This window comes from Pelagicoccus enzymogenes (assembly GCF_014803405.1).
Taxonomy (GTDB): domain Bacteria; phylum Verrucomicrobiota; class Verrucomicrobiia; order Opitutales; family Opitutaceae; genus Pelagicoccus; species Pelagicoccus enzymogenes.
Genome location: NZ_JACYFG010000036.1, coordinates 584,804 through 600,333, shown reverse-complemented (window position 1 = coordinate 600,333; position 15,530 = coordinate 584,804). Strand labels below are relative to the sequence as shown.

Sequence of the window (15,530 nt, the reverse complement as noted above, 5' to 3'; positions counted from 1 at the left end):
GAGCAACTGTGTCACTGAGCAAGCTGTAAGTTAAGTTTTTTGAACAGGCTTTGTATGTGTATGAGCATCTTCCTCATTCCAGCGACGATGGCGCACTTGTACGGCTTGCCCTTGTCCCTGAGCTTCTGGACGTAAGGTCTTATCACTTCGTTGTGCACCGCAGCAGTTTTGGTCGCCATGTAGAGGCACCGTCTGACTTTGGCTCTACCCTCTTGGATGCGTCTTTTCTTCTTGGTCTTTCCGCTGTCGTCGTTGAAGGGGGCGATTCCAGCCAAGGCGACGATCTGGTTCCTGTTGAGGGACTCGATCTCGCTGAGGTGCGCGAGCAGGGTCCAAGCCGTGACTTCGCCCACGCCGCAGACCGAGAGGGCGATGCCTTGCTGGGAGCGCATCTTCGCGTCGCTTTGGACGAGCTCCCTGATGTCCTCTTCGATCGTCTCAAGCTCGTTCTGCACGATCGCGATCATGCGCTCGATGGATGGGTGGATGAGAGGATCGCTGTTTTGCCGCCGGTTTTTCTCGCGGCTTAGCTGTTCGCTCAGATGGCTTCTGCGGTCGAGCAGGGCGGCGAGCTGCTGGCGTTTTTCGCAGGGAGGCGTTTGGGGTCGTATGTTCTTCTCTTTCGCGAAGTTGCGAATCATGCGCGCGTCGATGGGGTCGGTCTTTGCCTTGACCCCCTCGCTCTTGGCGTAGTGTCGCACTCGAGCCGGGTTGACCCTGGCGAAGGGGAGGCCCTTGGCGAGGAGTTGCTGCATGAGGATTCGCTCGTATCCGCCGGTCGCCTCGAAGACGGCCAAGGGCGTCTTGAAGGTGGCGATGTGGTCGGTCAGCTCGCTAAGGGCGTCTGCTTTGTTGGATACGCTGAAACTTCGCTTGTCGCTGAGCGCTTCAAGTGTATCTTTCGATATGTCGATTGCGATAATGTCGTATTCGGTGGGATTCATGGCTTGTATCTGTCTTGTAGAGGTGAGCTCGCGTCTTTGATGACGGGCTCTTTCAACTGTTTGATATCCAAGCCAGGTCGCTTCGAGGGATCGCTGCTCAGCGCTGAGCTCGCTCAATGAGGGCTCCGGACGCAGATTGATCTCACTCGAAACGCGTTCGGACCGGTGGCCGCCGGTTCGAACGATCCTGGCATCCTCTGAAAATGCCATTTGCAGAGGGCTTTTCGAGCCCTTCCTCCGACGAGTTATGGACTCATTCTCGGAAGGGCTCAAAAAGCTGGAAATCAATGGTGGGGAACCTACAAGGACGCGGAGGTGGATTGTTGATGGCTAATAGCGAATGGCTAGTTACTGATTGCTGATAAAGTGGCGGGACCTTCCAGGTCGCCCAGATGGACGGGTGCCATTAAAACTGTTTCCTGTGTTCAAGAGGGTAGGGCTGTCTGGCCCAGACAGCCGCGTTGCAGGACCATTTCTCCGCGGCGGACTGGGCCAGTCCGCCCTACCAGGACAGTGTTTCAACCGCACACGAGATGGACTCCGATGGGATCTGGTTGGAAGCGCGTCTGATGACGCTGTGTTGTTTGCTTAACCGCGAAGTTCGCAGAGGACGCGGAGGTGGATTGTTGATGGCTAATAGCGAATGGCTAGTTACTGATTGCTGATAAAGTGGCGGGACCTTCCAGGTCGCCCAGATGGACGGGTGCCATTAAAACTGTTTCCTGTGTTCAAGAGGGTAGGGCTGTCTGGCCCAGACAGCCGCGTTGCAGGACCATTTCTCCGCGGCGGACTGGGCCAGTCCGCCCTACCAAGACAGTGTTTCAACCGCACACGAGATGGACTCCGATGGGATCTGGTTGGGAGCGCGTCTGATAGCGCTGTGTTGTTCACTTAACCGCGAAGTTCGCAGAGGACGCGGAGGTGGATTGTTGATGGCTAATGGCTAATGGCTAATGGCTAATGGCTAATTGCTGATTGCTGATTGCTGATTACGGATTGGAGTTTTCCTGCAGCGCGGACGACGTGGCAGTCGTCCCTCCATTTTTTGTTCTGGAGGGACCGGTGCCACTCGGTCCGCATCGGCTTGGCGGGACTGGGGGGTGCGATCTCAAGGCTTTTGCGGATCCTTGAAAACTTAGGTTGACATGCGTGCGCTGCGGAGATTCTTTCGCTGCTTCTTTGACCGGAGAGATGGCAGAGTGGTCGATTGCGGTGGTCTTGAAAACCATTGAGCCGAAAGGTTCCGGGGGTTCGAATCCCTCTCTCTCCGCCATTTTTGCTCAGCAAAAATGGCTCTGTTCGAGGGATTGCATCCTTTGTCTCGTCGCGGTGCTCCTCGAGTGTCGTCACTGCGTTCCTCGGTACTCTCCGCCACTATAGAATGGCTTCCAATCCCTCGATGGGACGGAAGCCTTTTTGTTATGATAGTGCGAGAGGGATGAGAACCCTTGGGTTCGTACCGAGGAGCGATAGCGACGACACTAGCGAAGCGTTCATTCCCTCTCTCTCCGCCATTTTTGCTCAGCAAAAATGGCTCCGTTCGAGGGATTGCATCCCTTGTCTCGTCGCGGCGCTCCTCGAGTGTCGTCACTGCGTTCCTCGGTACTCTCCGCCACTATAGAATGGCTTCCAATCCCTCGATGGGACGGAAGCCTTTTTGTTATGTTAGTGCGAGAGGGATGAGAACCCTGGGTTCGTACCGAGGAGCGATAGCGACGACACTAGCGAAGCGTTCATTCCCTCTCTCTCCGCCATTTTTGCTCAGCAAAAATGGCTCTGTTCGAGGGATTGCATCCCTTGTCTCGTCGCGGCGCTTCCCGAGTGTCGTCACTGCGTTTACTCTCGGTACTCTATGTTCTGAAGGAGGTGCTCCTGCACTGCTTCTTAACCACTGATGACACAGATTTGCACAGATGCTCTTGCAATGGATGTTGGGGGGGGGCTCGACCGACATGTTTCCTCGTTGGCACTCCTCAAGTCTCAGCCTCCGGCTTCGGTAGGAGGAGTGAAACGACGAAACAGTGGACGTGGAAGAACGCCCATGAGGCGGGGGCTGAATTACTGATTGAGCGGTAGCAGCATAGCCTGAGGCCGTAGGTACCTTCTTAGCGACCGTGTCGCGAATTAACCGAGTGTAGACGGAATCCGACCTGACCCATTTCTTCGCAGATGGATATTGTGGCACACCTTCGGCGAGGACTGGACCTTCGACAAGGCCACTTCTCACAGCGTCTGTGCACCATAGCTCGGCTTTCGCGACCAAGGTCGCTCCTACGTCCAGCTGAGGTTGGTTTTGCTGAGGGGCAGGGTGCGGATGCGTTTGCCGGTGGCCGCGTAGATGGCGTTGGTGATGGCGGGCGTGGTGGGCGGAAAAGCGGGCTCGCCGAGGCCGGTGGGAGGGTTGTCGCTTTGATCGAAGTAGACTTCCACCTTGGGCGACTGGCCGATGCGGAGCATGGGATTGTCGTCGAAGTTGGTTTGACGCACGCGTCCGCCTTCGATGGTGACCTCTTGCTGCCAGGCGGCGTTGAGGGCGTCGATCATGGAGCCTTGCACTTGGTTTTCGGCTCCCGAGAGGTTGATGAGGGGGCCGACGTCCACGCCGGCTACAAGCTTGTCGACGGTGAGGGAGCCGTTGGGGGCGACGGTCACTTCGGCGACCACGGCGACGTAGCCGCGGTGGCTGAAGTGGAAGGCGATGCCTTGGCCGCTGCCTTTGGGCAGCTTCTTGCCCCAGCCCGCTTTTTGGGCGGCGAGAGTGAGGACGTTTTTCATGCGTCCCGAATCGTAGACGGGGCCGCGTCGGTTGCCGGATTCCACTTCGCGGTCGGGACCGAGCAGGTCGAGTCGGAACTGGTAGGGATCGCGTCCGGCTTGGGCGGCGAGCTCGTCGATGAAGCCTTGGGTGGCGAAGGCGATGGCGCAGCTGCCGGGAGCTCTCCACCAGCCCATGGGCACGTTGGTATTGAGAATGGTTTGGCTGAGTTGCGCGTTGTCGATGAAACGGATGGGAAATTCGTCGCTGGACATGTTGGCTCCGCGCCCGGTTTGCTCGTCGGAATTAAGCCCGAAGGTGACGAAGTGGTCGGACCAGGCGGCGATCTTCCCGTCGTCGCTCACGGCTCCCTTGAAGTGGTGCCAGCCGGCGGCGCGGTAGTAGTCGTGCTGCATGTCTTGCTCGCGGGTCCAAGTCACCTTCACGGGCGTGCCTTCCAGCTTGTGGGCGATGGCGGCGGCTTCGCAGATGAAGTCGGACATGAGGCGGCGCCCGAAGCCTCCGCCGATGCGGGTCATGTCGATCTTCACCTTGTCGTCGGAAAGTTGGAAGAGCTCTTTGACGAGGCCGTGTCCGTTGATGGCGTTCTGGGTGGGGCTCCAGATTTGCATGAGGCCGTCCTTGTAGAGGGCGGTGGTGTTCTGGGGCTCGAGATTGGTGTGCGAGAGAAAGGGGTACTCGTAGGTGGCTTCCACCACCTTGTCGGTGGAAGCGAGGACGCCGGCGACATCGCCGTCGGAGCGCAGCTGCTTGCCGTCCTCCTTAGCGAGCTGCAGGGCCTTTTCGCGGTAGAGCAGGGAGTTTTGCTCGGACATGTCCTCCTGTTTCCAGAGCACTTGCAGGCTTTGTTGGGCCTTGAAGGAGGTCCAGGTATCGCGGGCAACGATGGCGATGCCGGGGCGCAGGCCGAAGGCGTCGTCGGTGCCTTCCACGATGAAGGCGTCCACGATGCCGCTCATGCTTTTGATCGTATCCAGGTTCGCAGTACGTGGCTTGCCGCCGAAGACGGGGCAACGCACGAAGGTGGCGTAAAGGAGGCCGTCGTGCTGTTGGTCGATGCCGAAGAGGGGCTTGCCGGTGACGATCGCGTGGTTGTCCACTCCGGTGACGCGTCGGCCGAGCAGCTTGAAGTTCTTTGGGTCCTTGAGGGTGACGGAATCGGGATCCGGCACTTCCAGCTGGGCGGCGATGTCGACGAGGTCCTTGTAAGCGAGCTTCTTCTTGGAGGCGGTGTGCTTGACGTAGCCTTGGTCGGCTTGGCATTGCTCGACGGGTACGTTCCACTTCTGGGCTGCGGCTTGCTCGAGCAGGGTGCGTCCTACGGCCCCGACCTTGCGGAAGTCCATGTAGTGGCTCGGGGTGGCTCCGCTGCCGCCGGCGCCTTGCCAGCCTTTCAGTCCCAGTACGAGGCCGGCTTGCTCGACGGTGACGTTTTCCCAAGGAGCCTCCAGTTCCTCGGCGATGATCATGGGTAGGGAGGTTTTTATGCCTTGGCCGATTTCCGGGTTTTTGGAGATGAGGGTGACGAGGCCTTGGCTGTCGATCTTGATGTAGAAGTTGGGGGCGAAAACCGAGGAAGCTCCGGTTGCGGCGCTGGCCCTACTGGTCGGAAAGAGAGCGCTGAGGAGGAGTCCGCCGCCAGCGAGGGCGCTGGCCTTGACGAAGTCGCGACGGGAGGCTTTCCGATTGTTGATTGAAGATTGCAAGTTGCTGATTGTGTCGGTCATGCGAATTTCCTTCTTTGAGATGGGAGCGGCGTGGCGTTGGCTCATGGAAAATTTTTTGTAGTTTGAGGGGGCTGTTAACTCTTAAGCGCGGAGTCCGTGGAGATCGCGGAGGCTTTTATTGAGATTACTGATTTTGGATTTTGATCAGAGATCACTGATTACCGATTCGTGATCGAGCCAAGCGAGGGACTGGTTTGTTTTTTTGACCGCCCGTTCGACAAGCTCAGGACAGGCAGATGTCTCAGATTGACTCGGATCTTGGGTGAACGGGTTGTTATTTTTTTGCCGTGGAAGACGCAGGGGTCGCGGAGAGCAGGGCGGCGTTGCGTTGGCTCATGATGCTGGCTTTTTTTTGTGTGAAAGGGTTGTGCATCCTGCCCTGCATTGCGGTCTGGACCTAGGTCCAACCCTACGGAATTGAGTTCAGCTTTTGGCGGCGGTGTGGATGGCTTCGCGGATGCGAGTGTAGGTGGCGCAGCGGCAGAGGTTGCCGGACATGGCGGCATCGATTTCGGAGTCGCTGGGCTTTCGGTTGTTGGCCAGCAGGGCGGTGGCGCTCATGATTTGTCCGGCTTGGCAGTAGCCGCATTGGGGGACGTCGTGCTCGATCCAGGCTTCCTGCACGGGAGTGAGCTTTCCGTTTTTGGCCAAGCCTTCGATGGTGGTGATCTTGCCGCTTGCGGCGGCTCCGACGGGGAGCTGGCAGGAGCGCATGGCTGCCCCGTTGAGGTGCACGGTGCAGGCTCCGCAGAGTCCCTTGCCGCAACCGAACTTGGTGCCGACGAGGCCGAGGTGGTCGCGCAGGACCCAGAGGAGTGGAGTGTCGTCCGCAACGTCTACCGTGCGGGTCGTTCCGTTGATATGAAGCGTGTACTGGCTCATAGATTCGTTCGAGTTCTAGGGTTCCAGATTTCCTGGACGGATCGGGTAGGTTAGCGATGGGGTGAGTGCTGCGACAGGGTAGGCATCGCCCGAAATTCCGGGGAAGGAGAGAGCGTGAGGACCTGAGGGCACGCCACGACAACGTATGGATGCCATTTCTGATTTTGCGTTATGCGTAATTGATTGCGTCGTTGCACGCGAAAGGCCGTCTCGGCGCGAGACGGCCCTGCGAATCAGTCGTTCGTTCTTAGTCTAAATTAGCGTTTCACGGCGTAACGTTTCACGGCTTAAAGTTTACGGGCAGGCGGACCAGGGTGCGTACGTCCTTGCCGTTTTTGCGTCCTGGCTGCCACTTTGACTTGGTGACGGCATCGAGGGCGGCTTGTTCGAAGTCGCGGTGGCTGGCGGAGATGATGCGTGGGCGTAGGACGCGACCGGTTTCGTCGATGATGAATTCCACTGTGACTTGCCCCTTCGTCTTCGTGTGCTGCATGCTGTAGGGATAGAGCGGTTTGGCGGCGACGAGGGCCCGTGGTTACTGGTCGAGCTCGCTTTGCATGAAGGTGGTCATCGATGTATCGTCGCCTTCGAGAAAGGACATGCCGGTATCGACATAGACTCCCGCCCCGTTGTGGCTGGGGTTCAAGAGAAGGGCCATTTGGTCGGGCGTGATGAGAGGCAGCGGCTCCTCGAGGTCCTTGATCTCGATCTTGTCCTTTTTGATTTCCGGCTTGGGTGGCTCTACCGGAATCTCAGGCGGTCGCTGCAGCGCAATTTCATCGGGTGGGGTGATGGGGATCCGGTTGAGGAGATCGGGTATTCCGGTGAGTAGCGGCAGGATGCCGAAGATGGCGGTGACTCCTAGGATTCCAAGGAAGAGGGCCTTGAGGTTGCTGGTGGCGGGGGTGCGTTCTTGGGTGTATATGTGACTCATGTTTTTCCGGGGTTGAGGTGGATTGCGAGTTAATGACTACGAATGTAGGAAGTGGTGGAGAAAAGTAAAGACTACAGTTGTAGTATTTGTGTTTTTAGGGAGGATTCGGAGCGGCTTTCGCAAGGGGGCGGTCGCGGTGGGTAAGGGCAGCGCGGGACGAGGGGGCTCCCGCAAAATGAACCTGTTTCTCAGGCCGACGTGGACCGGGTGGCACCGGTCCCTCCAGAAGATGGGAGGTGGAGGGACGACTGCCACGTCGTCCGTTTGGCAGGAGAACTCCAATCAGCAATCCGCGATCAGTAGTCTCGAATGTAGGAAGTGGCCTTGCGCCACGATTAAAAAAAGCGGGGGCTACCGAGCAATGCGGCGACACATCCTGCTCCCGCATCTCCCCAGGCACGCGACCTAGAAGGTCCCGCCACTTTATCGATGCAGTGAAATAGGGTCAGGTCGGCGATCGCCGAGGTGGTGGCTGCGGCGTTAGGTTGGTCTTGCTTTGCTGTCCTCGATCGCGACGCAAGGTCGCTTCCCACAAGCCTCGATCGCGTGACAGGCACGCTCCCACAAAATGCGAGGCGCAAAAAAAGCGACCGCGGGAAGCGGTCGCTTGGGAAATTTCTTTGGGAAACCCTAGGGCGAGAAGTCGATAGGGATGCGCACCTTACAGGCTACCGGCTTGCCGTCCTTAGCTGCAGGGTTCCAAGTGGAGCGTTGCACGCACTGGATGGCGGGCTCTTCGAACTCGCGGTGGGTGGACTTGGTGGCGCGAACGCGGTGCACCTTGCCGTTGGCGTCCAGGACGAATTCTACGATGACGCGGCCCTTGGTCTTGGACTGCTGCATGGAGTAGGGATAGAGCGGCGTGGACATCACCAAAGCGCTGGGCTTCTTGTCAACGTCGGCCAGGGAGAAGATCTGCATGCCGGCGAGGGCGTCGATGCCGCTGTCGTAGTCGCCGAAACCGAAGTCGCCTGTCGCGTCGCCGGAGCCCGGGTTGAGGGCCATTTCCAGCTGAGCCAAGGTCATGGGAGGGGGAGGTTCTTCCATCTCGGGCTCCTGAACTTCCTTCTCCTCTTCGGGTGGAGGCGGCTGGTCCTCTGGGGGAGGTGGCGGCGGCTGCACGGAGGTTTCCGCGGTGTCGACGAGCGTGGCCTTCTTGCCCATGCTGTCGAGGAATTGTAGGAAGGGAAGGATGGCGAATACGCCGACGGTGAACACTACGGCGAGCGTTCCGTTGAAGAAGGTGTTTCCCTGTTGGTCCGAAGGGGTGTAGTTAGAGCTCATTGCGTCTGAAGGTTCGTGTTGGGCTTAGCTTGAGGCGCTTAGGCTTTGTTGGCGAAGTGCTGGAGCGAGATGCTTTCCAAGCGGACGAGGAAGCTTTCGTAGTCGATGACCTTCTGCTTCAGGAAGTAGACGAAGATGTAGCCGGGGATGGCGAGGCAGAGGCCCATCTGGGTGGTGATGAGGGCGACTTGGATACCGCCAGCCACGATGGAAGTGGTGCTCTCGGAGCCGCCGAGGGCGATTCCGTAGAAGGTGGTCAACATGCCGAGTACGGTACCGAGCAGACCCATCAGAGGGGCGGTGTTGATCATGATCTGCAGGAAAGTGATGTTTTGCTGCAGGCGGGGAATTTCCGCGGTGCGGATTTCGGAGAAGCGGTCTTGGATGTCTTCAACCGAGGAGACGCCGTCTTGGGAGTAGCGAATGATCTCGCCCACCGTGCCCTGAGCCTTGGAAGCGTCGCGTACCCATTCTTCGCAGGTGGCGATGGAAGTCTTCTTGTGGTTTCCTCGGAAAAAGAAGAGGAGCAGGCGAGCGCCGACGTAGAAGGCGACAAGCCCTAGCAAGAAGAGCGGAATCATGATCCAGCCGCCTGAAACGATGATGTTCCAAGCGTCAATGAGCGTAGCTGAGAATGTGTTGTCCATTGAGGTATTTAAAATTGACGGGATGCGCCAGTTGGCTCCGTGCCTCTGTGAGCTCGAACCGGTCGGTCAAGGGGGTGGGGAGTGGGGAACTGCGCTAGTTTTCGGGTGTTGGTTGAAATAGTGTTGTGAAACTGAGTCAAGCGTATCCCTGAACTTTGATGGATGCTCTCGAGATGGCTTTGCTAAAGGGGTTGGGCGAGGTACTAGACGTGTGACAGGGGACGTCGAAATCTGTTTCCTACATTTGTACGTCAAAGGATTTTCAGATAAAAATCAAGGCTGGTGACGCGATGAGGCGAAAATCGCTCTCGAAGGAGGACTTTTTTCGGGAAAGTGAAGGACGCGGAGGCGTTCCTGCATTGTGTTTTTCGTAACCGCGGAGGACGCAGAGGGCGCGGAGGTGGATTGTTGATGGCTAATTGCTAATTGCTGATAAAGTGGCGGGACCTTCCAGGTCGTTCAGATGGACGGTTGCGATTAAAGCCGTGTCCTGTATGGGCGAGGGTAGGGCTGTCTGGCCCAGACAGCCGCGTTGCAAGATCATTTCTCCGCGGCGGACTGGGCCAGTCCGCCCTACCAGGACCTTGTATAAATCGCACACCAGTTGGACTCAGATTGATCTGGTTGGGAGCGGGGTTGATGGCGATGTGTTGTTTTCTTAACCGCAGAGGGCACGGGGGACGCGGAGGAGGATTGTTGATGGCTAATTGCTAATTGCTGATAAAGTGGCGGGACCTTCCAGGTCGTTCAGATGGACAGTTGCGATTAAAGCTGTGTCCTGTATGGGCGAGGGTAGGGCTGTCTGGCCCAGACAGCCGCGTTGCAAGATCATTTCTCCGCGGCGGACTGGGCCAGTCCGCCCTACCGGGACAGTGTTTCAACCGCACACCAGATCGACTCAGATTGATCTGGTTGGGAGCGGGGTTGATGACGCTGTGTTGCTTTCTTAATCGCAGAGGGCGCGGAGGTGGATTGTTGATGGCTAATTGCTAATTGCTGATAAAGTGGCGGGACCTTCCAGGTCGTTCAGATGGACAGTTGCGACTAAAGCCGTGTCCTGTATGGGCGAGGGTAGGGCTGTCTGGCCCAGACAGCCGCGTTGCAAGATCATTTCTCCGAGGCGGACTGGGCCAGTCCGCCCTACCGGGGCCTTGTATAAAATCGCACACCAGATGGACTCAGATGGGATCTAGTTGGGAGCGGGGCTGATGGCGCTGTGTTGTTTTCTTAACCGCAGAGGGCGGGGAGGTGGATTGTTGATGGCTAATTGCTGATAAAGTGGCGGGACCTTCCAGGTCGTTCAGATGGACAGTTGCGATTAAAGCTATGTCCTGTATGGGCGAGGGTAGGGCTGTCTGGCCCAGACAGCCGCGTTGCAAGATCATTTCTCCGCGGCGGACTGGGCCAGTCCGCCCTATCGGGACCTTGTATAAATCGCACACCAGTTGGACTCAGATGGGATCTGGTTGGGAGCGGGGCTGATGACGCTGTGTTGCTTTCTTAACCGCAGAGGGCGGGGGGGACGTGGAGGTGGATTGTTGATGGCTAATTGCTAATTGCTGATAAAGTGGCGGGACCTTCCAGGTCGTTCAGATGGACGGTTGCGATTAAAGCTGTGTCCTGTATGGGCGAGGGTAGGGCTGTCTGGTCTAGCCTGAGCAAAGTCGAAGGGCCCAGACAGCCGCGTTGCAGGATCATTTCTCCGCGGCGGACTGGGCCAGTCCGCCCTACCGGGACAGTGTATTAATCGCACACCAGATGGACTCAGATGGGATCTGGTTGGGAGCGGGGCTGATGACGCTGAGTTGTTTTCTTAACCGCAGAGGGCGCGGGGGAGCTCCTCTTGAGCTTATTGATTACCGATTACGGATTGCTGATTGGAGTTCTCCTACAGCGCATTTCAACCACTGATGGACACAGATTTGCACAGATGCTCTTGCAATGGATGTTGGGGCGGCTCAACCGACATGTTTCCTCGTTGGCACTCCTCAAGTGTCAGCCTCCGGCTTCGGTAGGAGGAGTGAAGCGACGAAACAGTGGAACGTGGAAGAACGCCCATGAGGCTGGAGGGTTGAATGACTGATTGAGCGGTAGCGAGCATAGCCTGCGGCCGCAGGCACCTTCTCGGCGAAGCCAATCTGACCCGTTTCTTCACAGATGGATATCGTGGCGCACCTTCGACCGGCTCGGGGTCTTCGACAAGGCCACTTCATACATTCGAGATTACCGATTACTGATCACCGATCCGCGATCGACCAGCTGCTCCTGCAGGGCGGACGACGTGGTACCGAACGAAGTGACAAATTCAGTCGTCCCTCCACTTGGGGTAAGTGCGCGGACGACGTGGCTTGTGCTCAGAATTCCTCGGATTCGCCGGCTTCGATCTCGCGGAGGAGGCGTAGGATGCGGTCGAAGAAGCTGGGGACGGTCAGGCTATCGCTCGCGAGAATCTCGGAGACTTCCAGGCGTTGCTGGTAGCTGGTCTCGTTGGCCCGTCGGTCGGGCAACAGCACGCCGCCTTCGAAGGTGGCCCCGGCGTAGTAGCCTTCGTTGACGGTGTAGGCGAAGATGTCGGCTGCGTTGGTGAGATTGGACTCGTAGTTGGAGCCGGTGGGGCCGCGGGTGACGGTGGCGTCGACGCCGATCTGGAATTTAGCCTTGTTCAGCATCTTGAGCCCGTCGTCGTTCATGATGACGAGCACCACGTTGAGCTTTTGTGCGCCAAGCTGCAGGCCGCCGCTGATTTCGCCGGTCTTGATCCAAGCTGGCGGGCTCCAATTGCCGTCTTGTCCGCGTCGCAGGGCGATGCCGAATCCGCCCTTGGCCCCGAAAATGACGCCGGCTTCGTATTGCTTGAGAATAATGAGCCCCTTGGCCTCTTGCATGACGGAAGGGGGGATGAGCGAGCTTTCCTCCGATTGGATGTCGACGAGGGAATTGGCGATCTTTTCGCTACGCCGTATCAGGCGACTGGTGTCCTTGTCCACTTCGTCGGCGGCGAAGCTCGCAGGGGCGAGGGCCAAAAGGGCTGCCAGGACGCATCGATTGAGAAGTTTGAAGCTCGGGATCATTTGAAAGGGAGCGGCGCCAAGCTGTGCTCCGCCGCGCGGACGCGAGCGGGACGCCTCTGTCCTACAAGTCTCCGACTTAGGGGATGCCCGCAAGCTTTCATTGGATTTGGGGAAAGGGGCGGGGGCATCTAGGTCGCGAGCCTGAGAAGATGCGGAAGCTGGAAGCTTCCCCCACTGTGCTTGAAGTGGCGGGACCTTCCAGGTCGCGTTGTTGGGGAAATGCGGAGCGGGATGTGTCGGCGTTGTGCTTGAGTGTCGTCGCTTTGCTCCCCGGAAGCCCCCCTTCAGGCAGAATTTGAAATAGGAAACCCCGTCTCGCGGGCGCGGGACGGGGTTTCGGAGAGGGGGAGAGCCCGAAGGGAGCGCTCAACCGGGCATGGTGTAGGCGGCGGGCTTGCTCTGTCCTGGCAACTCGATGATGCCGATTTCGAAGGCGCAGCGGGTGAGTTCTACGGCGCTGCGAGCGTCGAGCTTCTTCATGAGGTTGGCCCGGTGGGCTTCGATGGTCTTGACGCTCACTTCCAGCATTTCGGCGATTTGCTTGGTGCTGAAGCCTTCGGCGACGGCTTGCAGCACTTCGCGTTCGCGGTTGGAAAGCCGGTTCTTTTTCTTGGCCACGGAGTTGCTGACGAGATGGGACTCGCGCAGCAGGCTGGCGCAGACGGGGCAGAGGTAGCCGCTGCCGCTTTTGATCTCGCGCAGGCCTTCCTTGAGCTTGGAGGCGGAGGAGGACTTGGAGACGATGCCGTGGCAGCCGAGTTCGAGCAGTTCGCGAATGGCGTCGGGCGTGAAATTCGAGGAGATCGCGATGAAGCGAGTGTTCGGGTGCTTAGGACCGTACTGGCGGAGGATTTCGATTCCGTTGAGTCCGGGAAGGTACATCTCGAACATCACGATATCGGGCTTTTCCTCTTCGCAAAGCGCGAGGGCTTGGCGTCCTTCGCTTGCTTCGCCGACGACCATTATTCCAGGGACAGTGGTTGCGAGTGATGACAGGAGGTCTCTCAGCAGCAGCTGATCCTCCAAAACGACCATGCGACTTGTCTGGTTGGTTGGTTGAGTCATGGTAGGAGTGGTTGGTTGGTTTGATGGTTCGCTCCAATTCCGGAAAGGGCGTCGACCAGCGAGCTGAAAATCCGAAGCGCAGACTCAGTGACAGCCCCGAGGGGTATCCGCCGCGAAGTTTGCGGGTAATTGAGGCTAGATGCTAAGGAAACCTGCTTGTGTAGACGAAATTGTCAAAGGGCTTTAACATTTTTTTTAAAAATGGCCGATTTGCGAGTCTTTTGCTAAAAACGCGGCTCTTGTCGAAATTTGCGGAAAATCCCGCTAGTTTGTGATTTGTAAATTTACAGATGAGCGAACCCACACGCAGAGACTCCACGGGACCCTTGCCCGAGCTGCCAGCTGATTGGCGATTGTTGTTGATAGACAAGGGAATGAAGCTGCTCGCCTTCGCGGGAAGTCCCGGCTTGGCTGGGGCCCAGCCGCGTCGCGGATTGGATTTGGCGGATTTCTTGGCGGACGAGGGTTTGGATTTGGCGGAGGTGGGCGAGCTGTTGGTTTGCCTGGAGGACATGCCGGCGGAATGCGAGTTGCGCCTGCGTCTGGGGAATCCGAGTTTCAGCATCGTAGCCCGCGGCTTCAGCGAGTCGAAGGGCGTGAGCTGCGTGGTATTGCGTCCCCGGGCGGACGAGGAGGCGGAGCGTTCCTTGCCGGCGGCTTGGGCCTGGGCCTCTTGGACGATTCGCTCCCTCGGCCTAGCTGCGGGAAATGCGGCGGATGCCCCGGTACGAATTTTGGTGGTCGATCAAAACCCAGAGGTGGTGGCCTATTGCCGCACGCTATCGCGTAAGCTCGGCTGCCGCTCCACGGGAGCGGGTTCGGGGGGCGAGGCCTTGGCCCGCATCAAGGCCCAGCCCTACGATTTGGTGGTGGTGGACAGCGGGATCACCGGGATGGGCGCCAGCGCCCTGGGCTCGATCATCAGCGAACGGAGCCGCAAGGACTGGGGGCGTCCCCCCATGTGGGCAGTGATGTCGCCCGAAGGCGCCTGCGAGGGGGAGTTGTCGGCGCATGTCCTGGAAAAGCCTCTGGCTTTGGGCGAGCTCAAGAAGACGGTGGGCTTGGCCCGCCAGTTTCGCGTGCAGGCGCTTTCGGCGGCCAAGGAAGAGCCGGAAAAGGAAGTCCTCAACGTGTCGATTTGGAAGGAAGACAAGGCTTTGTTGCAACGCTTGGCCAAGGCCTTGGTGGCCCAAGGCACGGAATTGACCATCCGCTTGAGCGAGAACCCGAGCTATCCGGACAGCGTGGATTTCATGAAGGACCTGACCTCCCTGAAGAATGGCTGCGACATATTGCATGCCTATCGCTTGGCGGAGGCCTGCAAGGCATTGTTGGAAGTGAGTCAGGACCCCCAATCGCGTCGCATGTTGGCCTGTCTGGACCGGCTGCTGGTAGAGATTGAGGGATTTCGCTTATTTGCGGCCGGGCAAGGCCTCCTACGTGATTCTGATTGATTTTCAGCAGCTTGGATTCGCGGCGGCAAAATAGGCCCTTAAGCCGCTTATTTAAGTTGATTTGCGGAGGGGCAGTCGTATCCAAGAGGTCCTTATGGCAAAATCTTCTTCTTCTAAACCAGCCAATGCGGCTTTCATGAAACCTGTAACTCCTGATGCTGCTCTTGCCGCGGTTGTCGGCGCTGACCCGCTTCCACGCACCGAGCTCACCAAGAAGCTTTGGGACTACATCAAATCCAACAACCTCCAAAACCCAGAAAACAAGCGCGAGATCATCGCTGACGAAGCCCTCAAGAAGGTATTCGACGGACGCGACAAGGTCACCATGTTCGAAATGACCAAGCTTGTTTCCGGACACGTTGCCAGCTAAGGCGACCCGAAACCACTTTTTACGTTGAAGCCCGCGGCCGCAAGCTGCGGGCTTTTTCGTGGAAGGAGGAAAGCGCGGAGGGATCCTGCAGCGCTTTGTTGACCGCCCTTCGGCAAGGCTCAGGGTCTTCGACGGAGGGCGTGGAGGTGGATTTGATGGCTAATTGCTAATTGCTGATTGCTGATTGCTGATAAAGTGGCGGGACCTTCCAGGTCGCCCAGGTGGGCGGGTGCCATTTAAACTGTGACCTGTATTGGCTAGGGTAGGGCTGTCTGGCCCAGACAGCCGCGTTGCAGGATCATTTCTCCGCGGCGGACTGGGCCAGTCCGCCCTACCAGAACAGTGTTCTAATCGTACACCAGATTTACTCAGACCT

At 58.1% G+C, this 15,530-nt stretch carries 10 protein-coding genes, 1 tRNA gene and 1 pseudogene; 3 read left to right on the top strand and 9 right to left on the bottom strand.

The window, feature by feature from the left end:
• Window positions 1–11 precede the first annotated feature (11 nt).
• Window positions 12–1,154, bottom strand: a complete 1,143-nt coding sequence (locus tag IEN85_RS14790) for an IS110 family RNA-guided transposase (protein ID WP_224772532.1) — start codon at window positions 1,152–1,154, stop codon at window positions 12–14.
• Between the two features lie 975 nt (window positions 1,155–2,129).
• Between IEN85_RS14790 and IEN85_RS14785 the strand changes: the two genes are divergently transcribed.
• Window positions 2,130–2,217, top strand: a tRNA-Ser gene (locus IEN85_RS14785).
• 998 nt (window positions 2,218–3,215) lie between these two features.
• On the opposite strand, the gene IEN85_RS14780 is transcribed toward IEN85_RS14785, so the two are convergent.
• The 8 genes and pseudogenes from IEN85_RS14780 to IEN85_RS14745 all read right to left on the bottom strand — a co-directional run bounded on the left by IEN85_RS14780 (window position 3,216) and on the right by IEN85_RS14745 (window position 13,330).
• Window positions 3,216–5,492: a xanthine dehydrogenase family protein molybdopterin-binding subunit gene (locus IEN85_RS14780; RefSeq protein ID WP_224772635.1), complete on the bottom strand. Its 2,277-nt coding sequence runs from the start codon at window positions 5,490–5,492 to the stop codon at window positions 3,216–3,218.
• Window positions 5,493–5,870: 378 nt separating this feature from the next.
• On the bottom strand, window positions 5,871–6,329 hold the full coding sequence (locus IEN85_RS14775) for a (2Fe-2S)-binding protein (RefSeq protein WP_191617856.1): 459 nt from the start codon (window positions 6,327–6,329) through the stop codon (window positions 5,871–5,873).
• A gap of 280 nt (window positions 6,330–6,609) precedes the next feature.
• A pseudogene (locus IEN85_RS14770) lies at window positions 6,610–6,831 on the bottom strand (energy transducer TonB); the annotation flags it as partial.
• A gap of 33 nt (window positions 6,832–6,864) precedes the next feature.
• Entirely contained in the window at window positions 6,865–7,263 is a 399-nt protein-coding gene (locus tag IEN85_RS14765; protein WP_191617854.1) for a hypothetical protein, read from the bottom strand.
• Between the two features lie 630 nt (window positions 7,264–7,893).
• On the bottom strand, window positions 7,894–8,547 hold the full coding sequence (locus IEN85_RS14760) for an energy transducer TonB (RefSeq protein WP_191617853.1): 654 nt from the start codon (window positions 8,545–8,547) through the stop codon (window positions 7,894–7,896).
• A gap of 38 nt (window positions 8,548–8,585) precedes the next feature.
• The gene (locus IEN85_RS14755) at window positions 8,586–9,194 is read right to left on the bottom strand and encodes a MotA/TolQ/ExbB proton channel family protein (RefSeq protein ID WP_191617852.1); all 609 of its coding nucleotides are present in this window, start codon (window positions 9,192–9,194) and stop codon (window positions 8,586–8,588) included.
• Between the two features lie 2,354 nt (window positions 9,195–11,548).
• The gene (locus tag IEN85_RS14750) at window positions 11,549–12,265 is read right to left on the bottom strand and encodes a lipid-binding SYLF domain-containing protein (protein ID WP_191617851.1); all 717 of its coding nucleotides are present in this window, start codon (window positions 12,263–12,265) and stop codon (window positions 11,549–11,551) included.
• A gap of 366 nt (window positions 12,266–12,631) precedes the next feature.
• Complete coding sequence (locus tag IEN85_RS14745) at window positions 12,632–13,330, bottom strand: LuxR C-terminal-related transcriptional regulator (RefSeq protein ID WP_191617850.1); 699 nt, start codon at window positions 13,328–13,330, stop codon at window positions 12,632–12,634.
• A gap of 290 nt (window positions 13,331–13,620) precedes the next feature.
• Here IEN85_RS14745 and IEN85_RS14740 point away from each other — a divergent pair, with 290 nt between their 5' ends.
• Together IEN85_RS14740 and IEN85_RS14735 are read left to right on the top strand one after the other, a co-directional pair.
• Window positions 13,621–14,784, top strand: coding sequence for a response regulator (locus IEN85_RS14740; RefSeq protein ID WP_191617849.1), 1,164 nt, complete (start codon window positions 13,621–13,623; stop codon window positions 14,782–14,784).
• 136 nt (window positions 14,785–14,920) lie between these two features.
• On the top strand, window positions 14,921–15,154 hold the full coding sequence (locus IEN85_RS14735; protein ID WP_191617848.1) for an SWIB/MDM2 domain-containing protein: 234 nt from the start codon (window positions 14,921–14,923) through the stop codon (window positions 15,152–15,154).
• The last annotated feature ends 376 nt before the right edge of the window (window positions 15,155–15,530 follow it).

Coding starts and splice junctions, on each gene's coding strand:
- IEN85_RS14790 (WP_224772532.1), bottom strand. CDS start 1,154: ATGGCATTTTCAGAGGATGCCAGGATCGTTCGAACCGGCGGCCACCGG.
- IEN85_RS14780 (WP_224772635.1), bottom strand. CDS start 5,492: ATGAGCCAACGCCACGCCGCTCCCATCTCAAAGAAGGAAATTCGCATG.
- IEN85_RS14775 (WP_191617856.1), bottom strand. CDS start 6,329: ATGAGCCAGTACACGCTTCATATCAACGGAACGACCCGCACGGTAGAC.
- IEN85_RS14765 (WP_191617854.1), bottom strand. CDS start 7,263: ATGAGTCACATATACACCCAAGAACGCACCCCCGCCACCAGCAACCTC.
- IEN85_RS14760 (WP_191617853.1), bottom strand. CDS start 8,547: ATGAGCTCTAACTACACCCCTTCGGACCAACAGGGAAACACCTTCTTC.
- IEN85_RS14755 (WP_191617852.1), bottom strand. CDS start 9,194: ATGGACAACACATTCTCAGCTACGCTCATTGACGCTTGGAACATCATC.
- IEN85_RS14750 (WP_191617851.1), bottom strand. CDS start 12,265: ATGATCCCGAGCTTCAAACTTCTCAATCGATGCGTCCTGGCAGCCCTT.
- IEN85_RS14745 (WP_191617850.1), bottom strand. CDS start 13,330: ATGACTCAACCAACCAACCAGACAAGTCGCATGGTCGTTTTGGAGGAT.
- IEN85_RS14740 (WP_191617849.1), top strand. CDS start 13,621: ATGAGCGAACCCACACGCAGAGACTCCACGGGACCCTTGCCCGAGCTG.
- IEN85_RS14735 (WP_191617848.1), top strand. CDS start 14,921: ATGAAACCTGTAACTCCTGATGCTGCTCTTGCCGCGGTTGTCGGCGCT.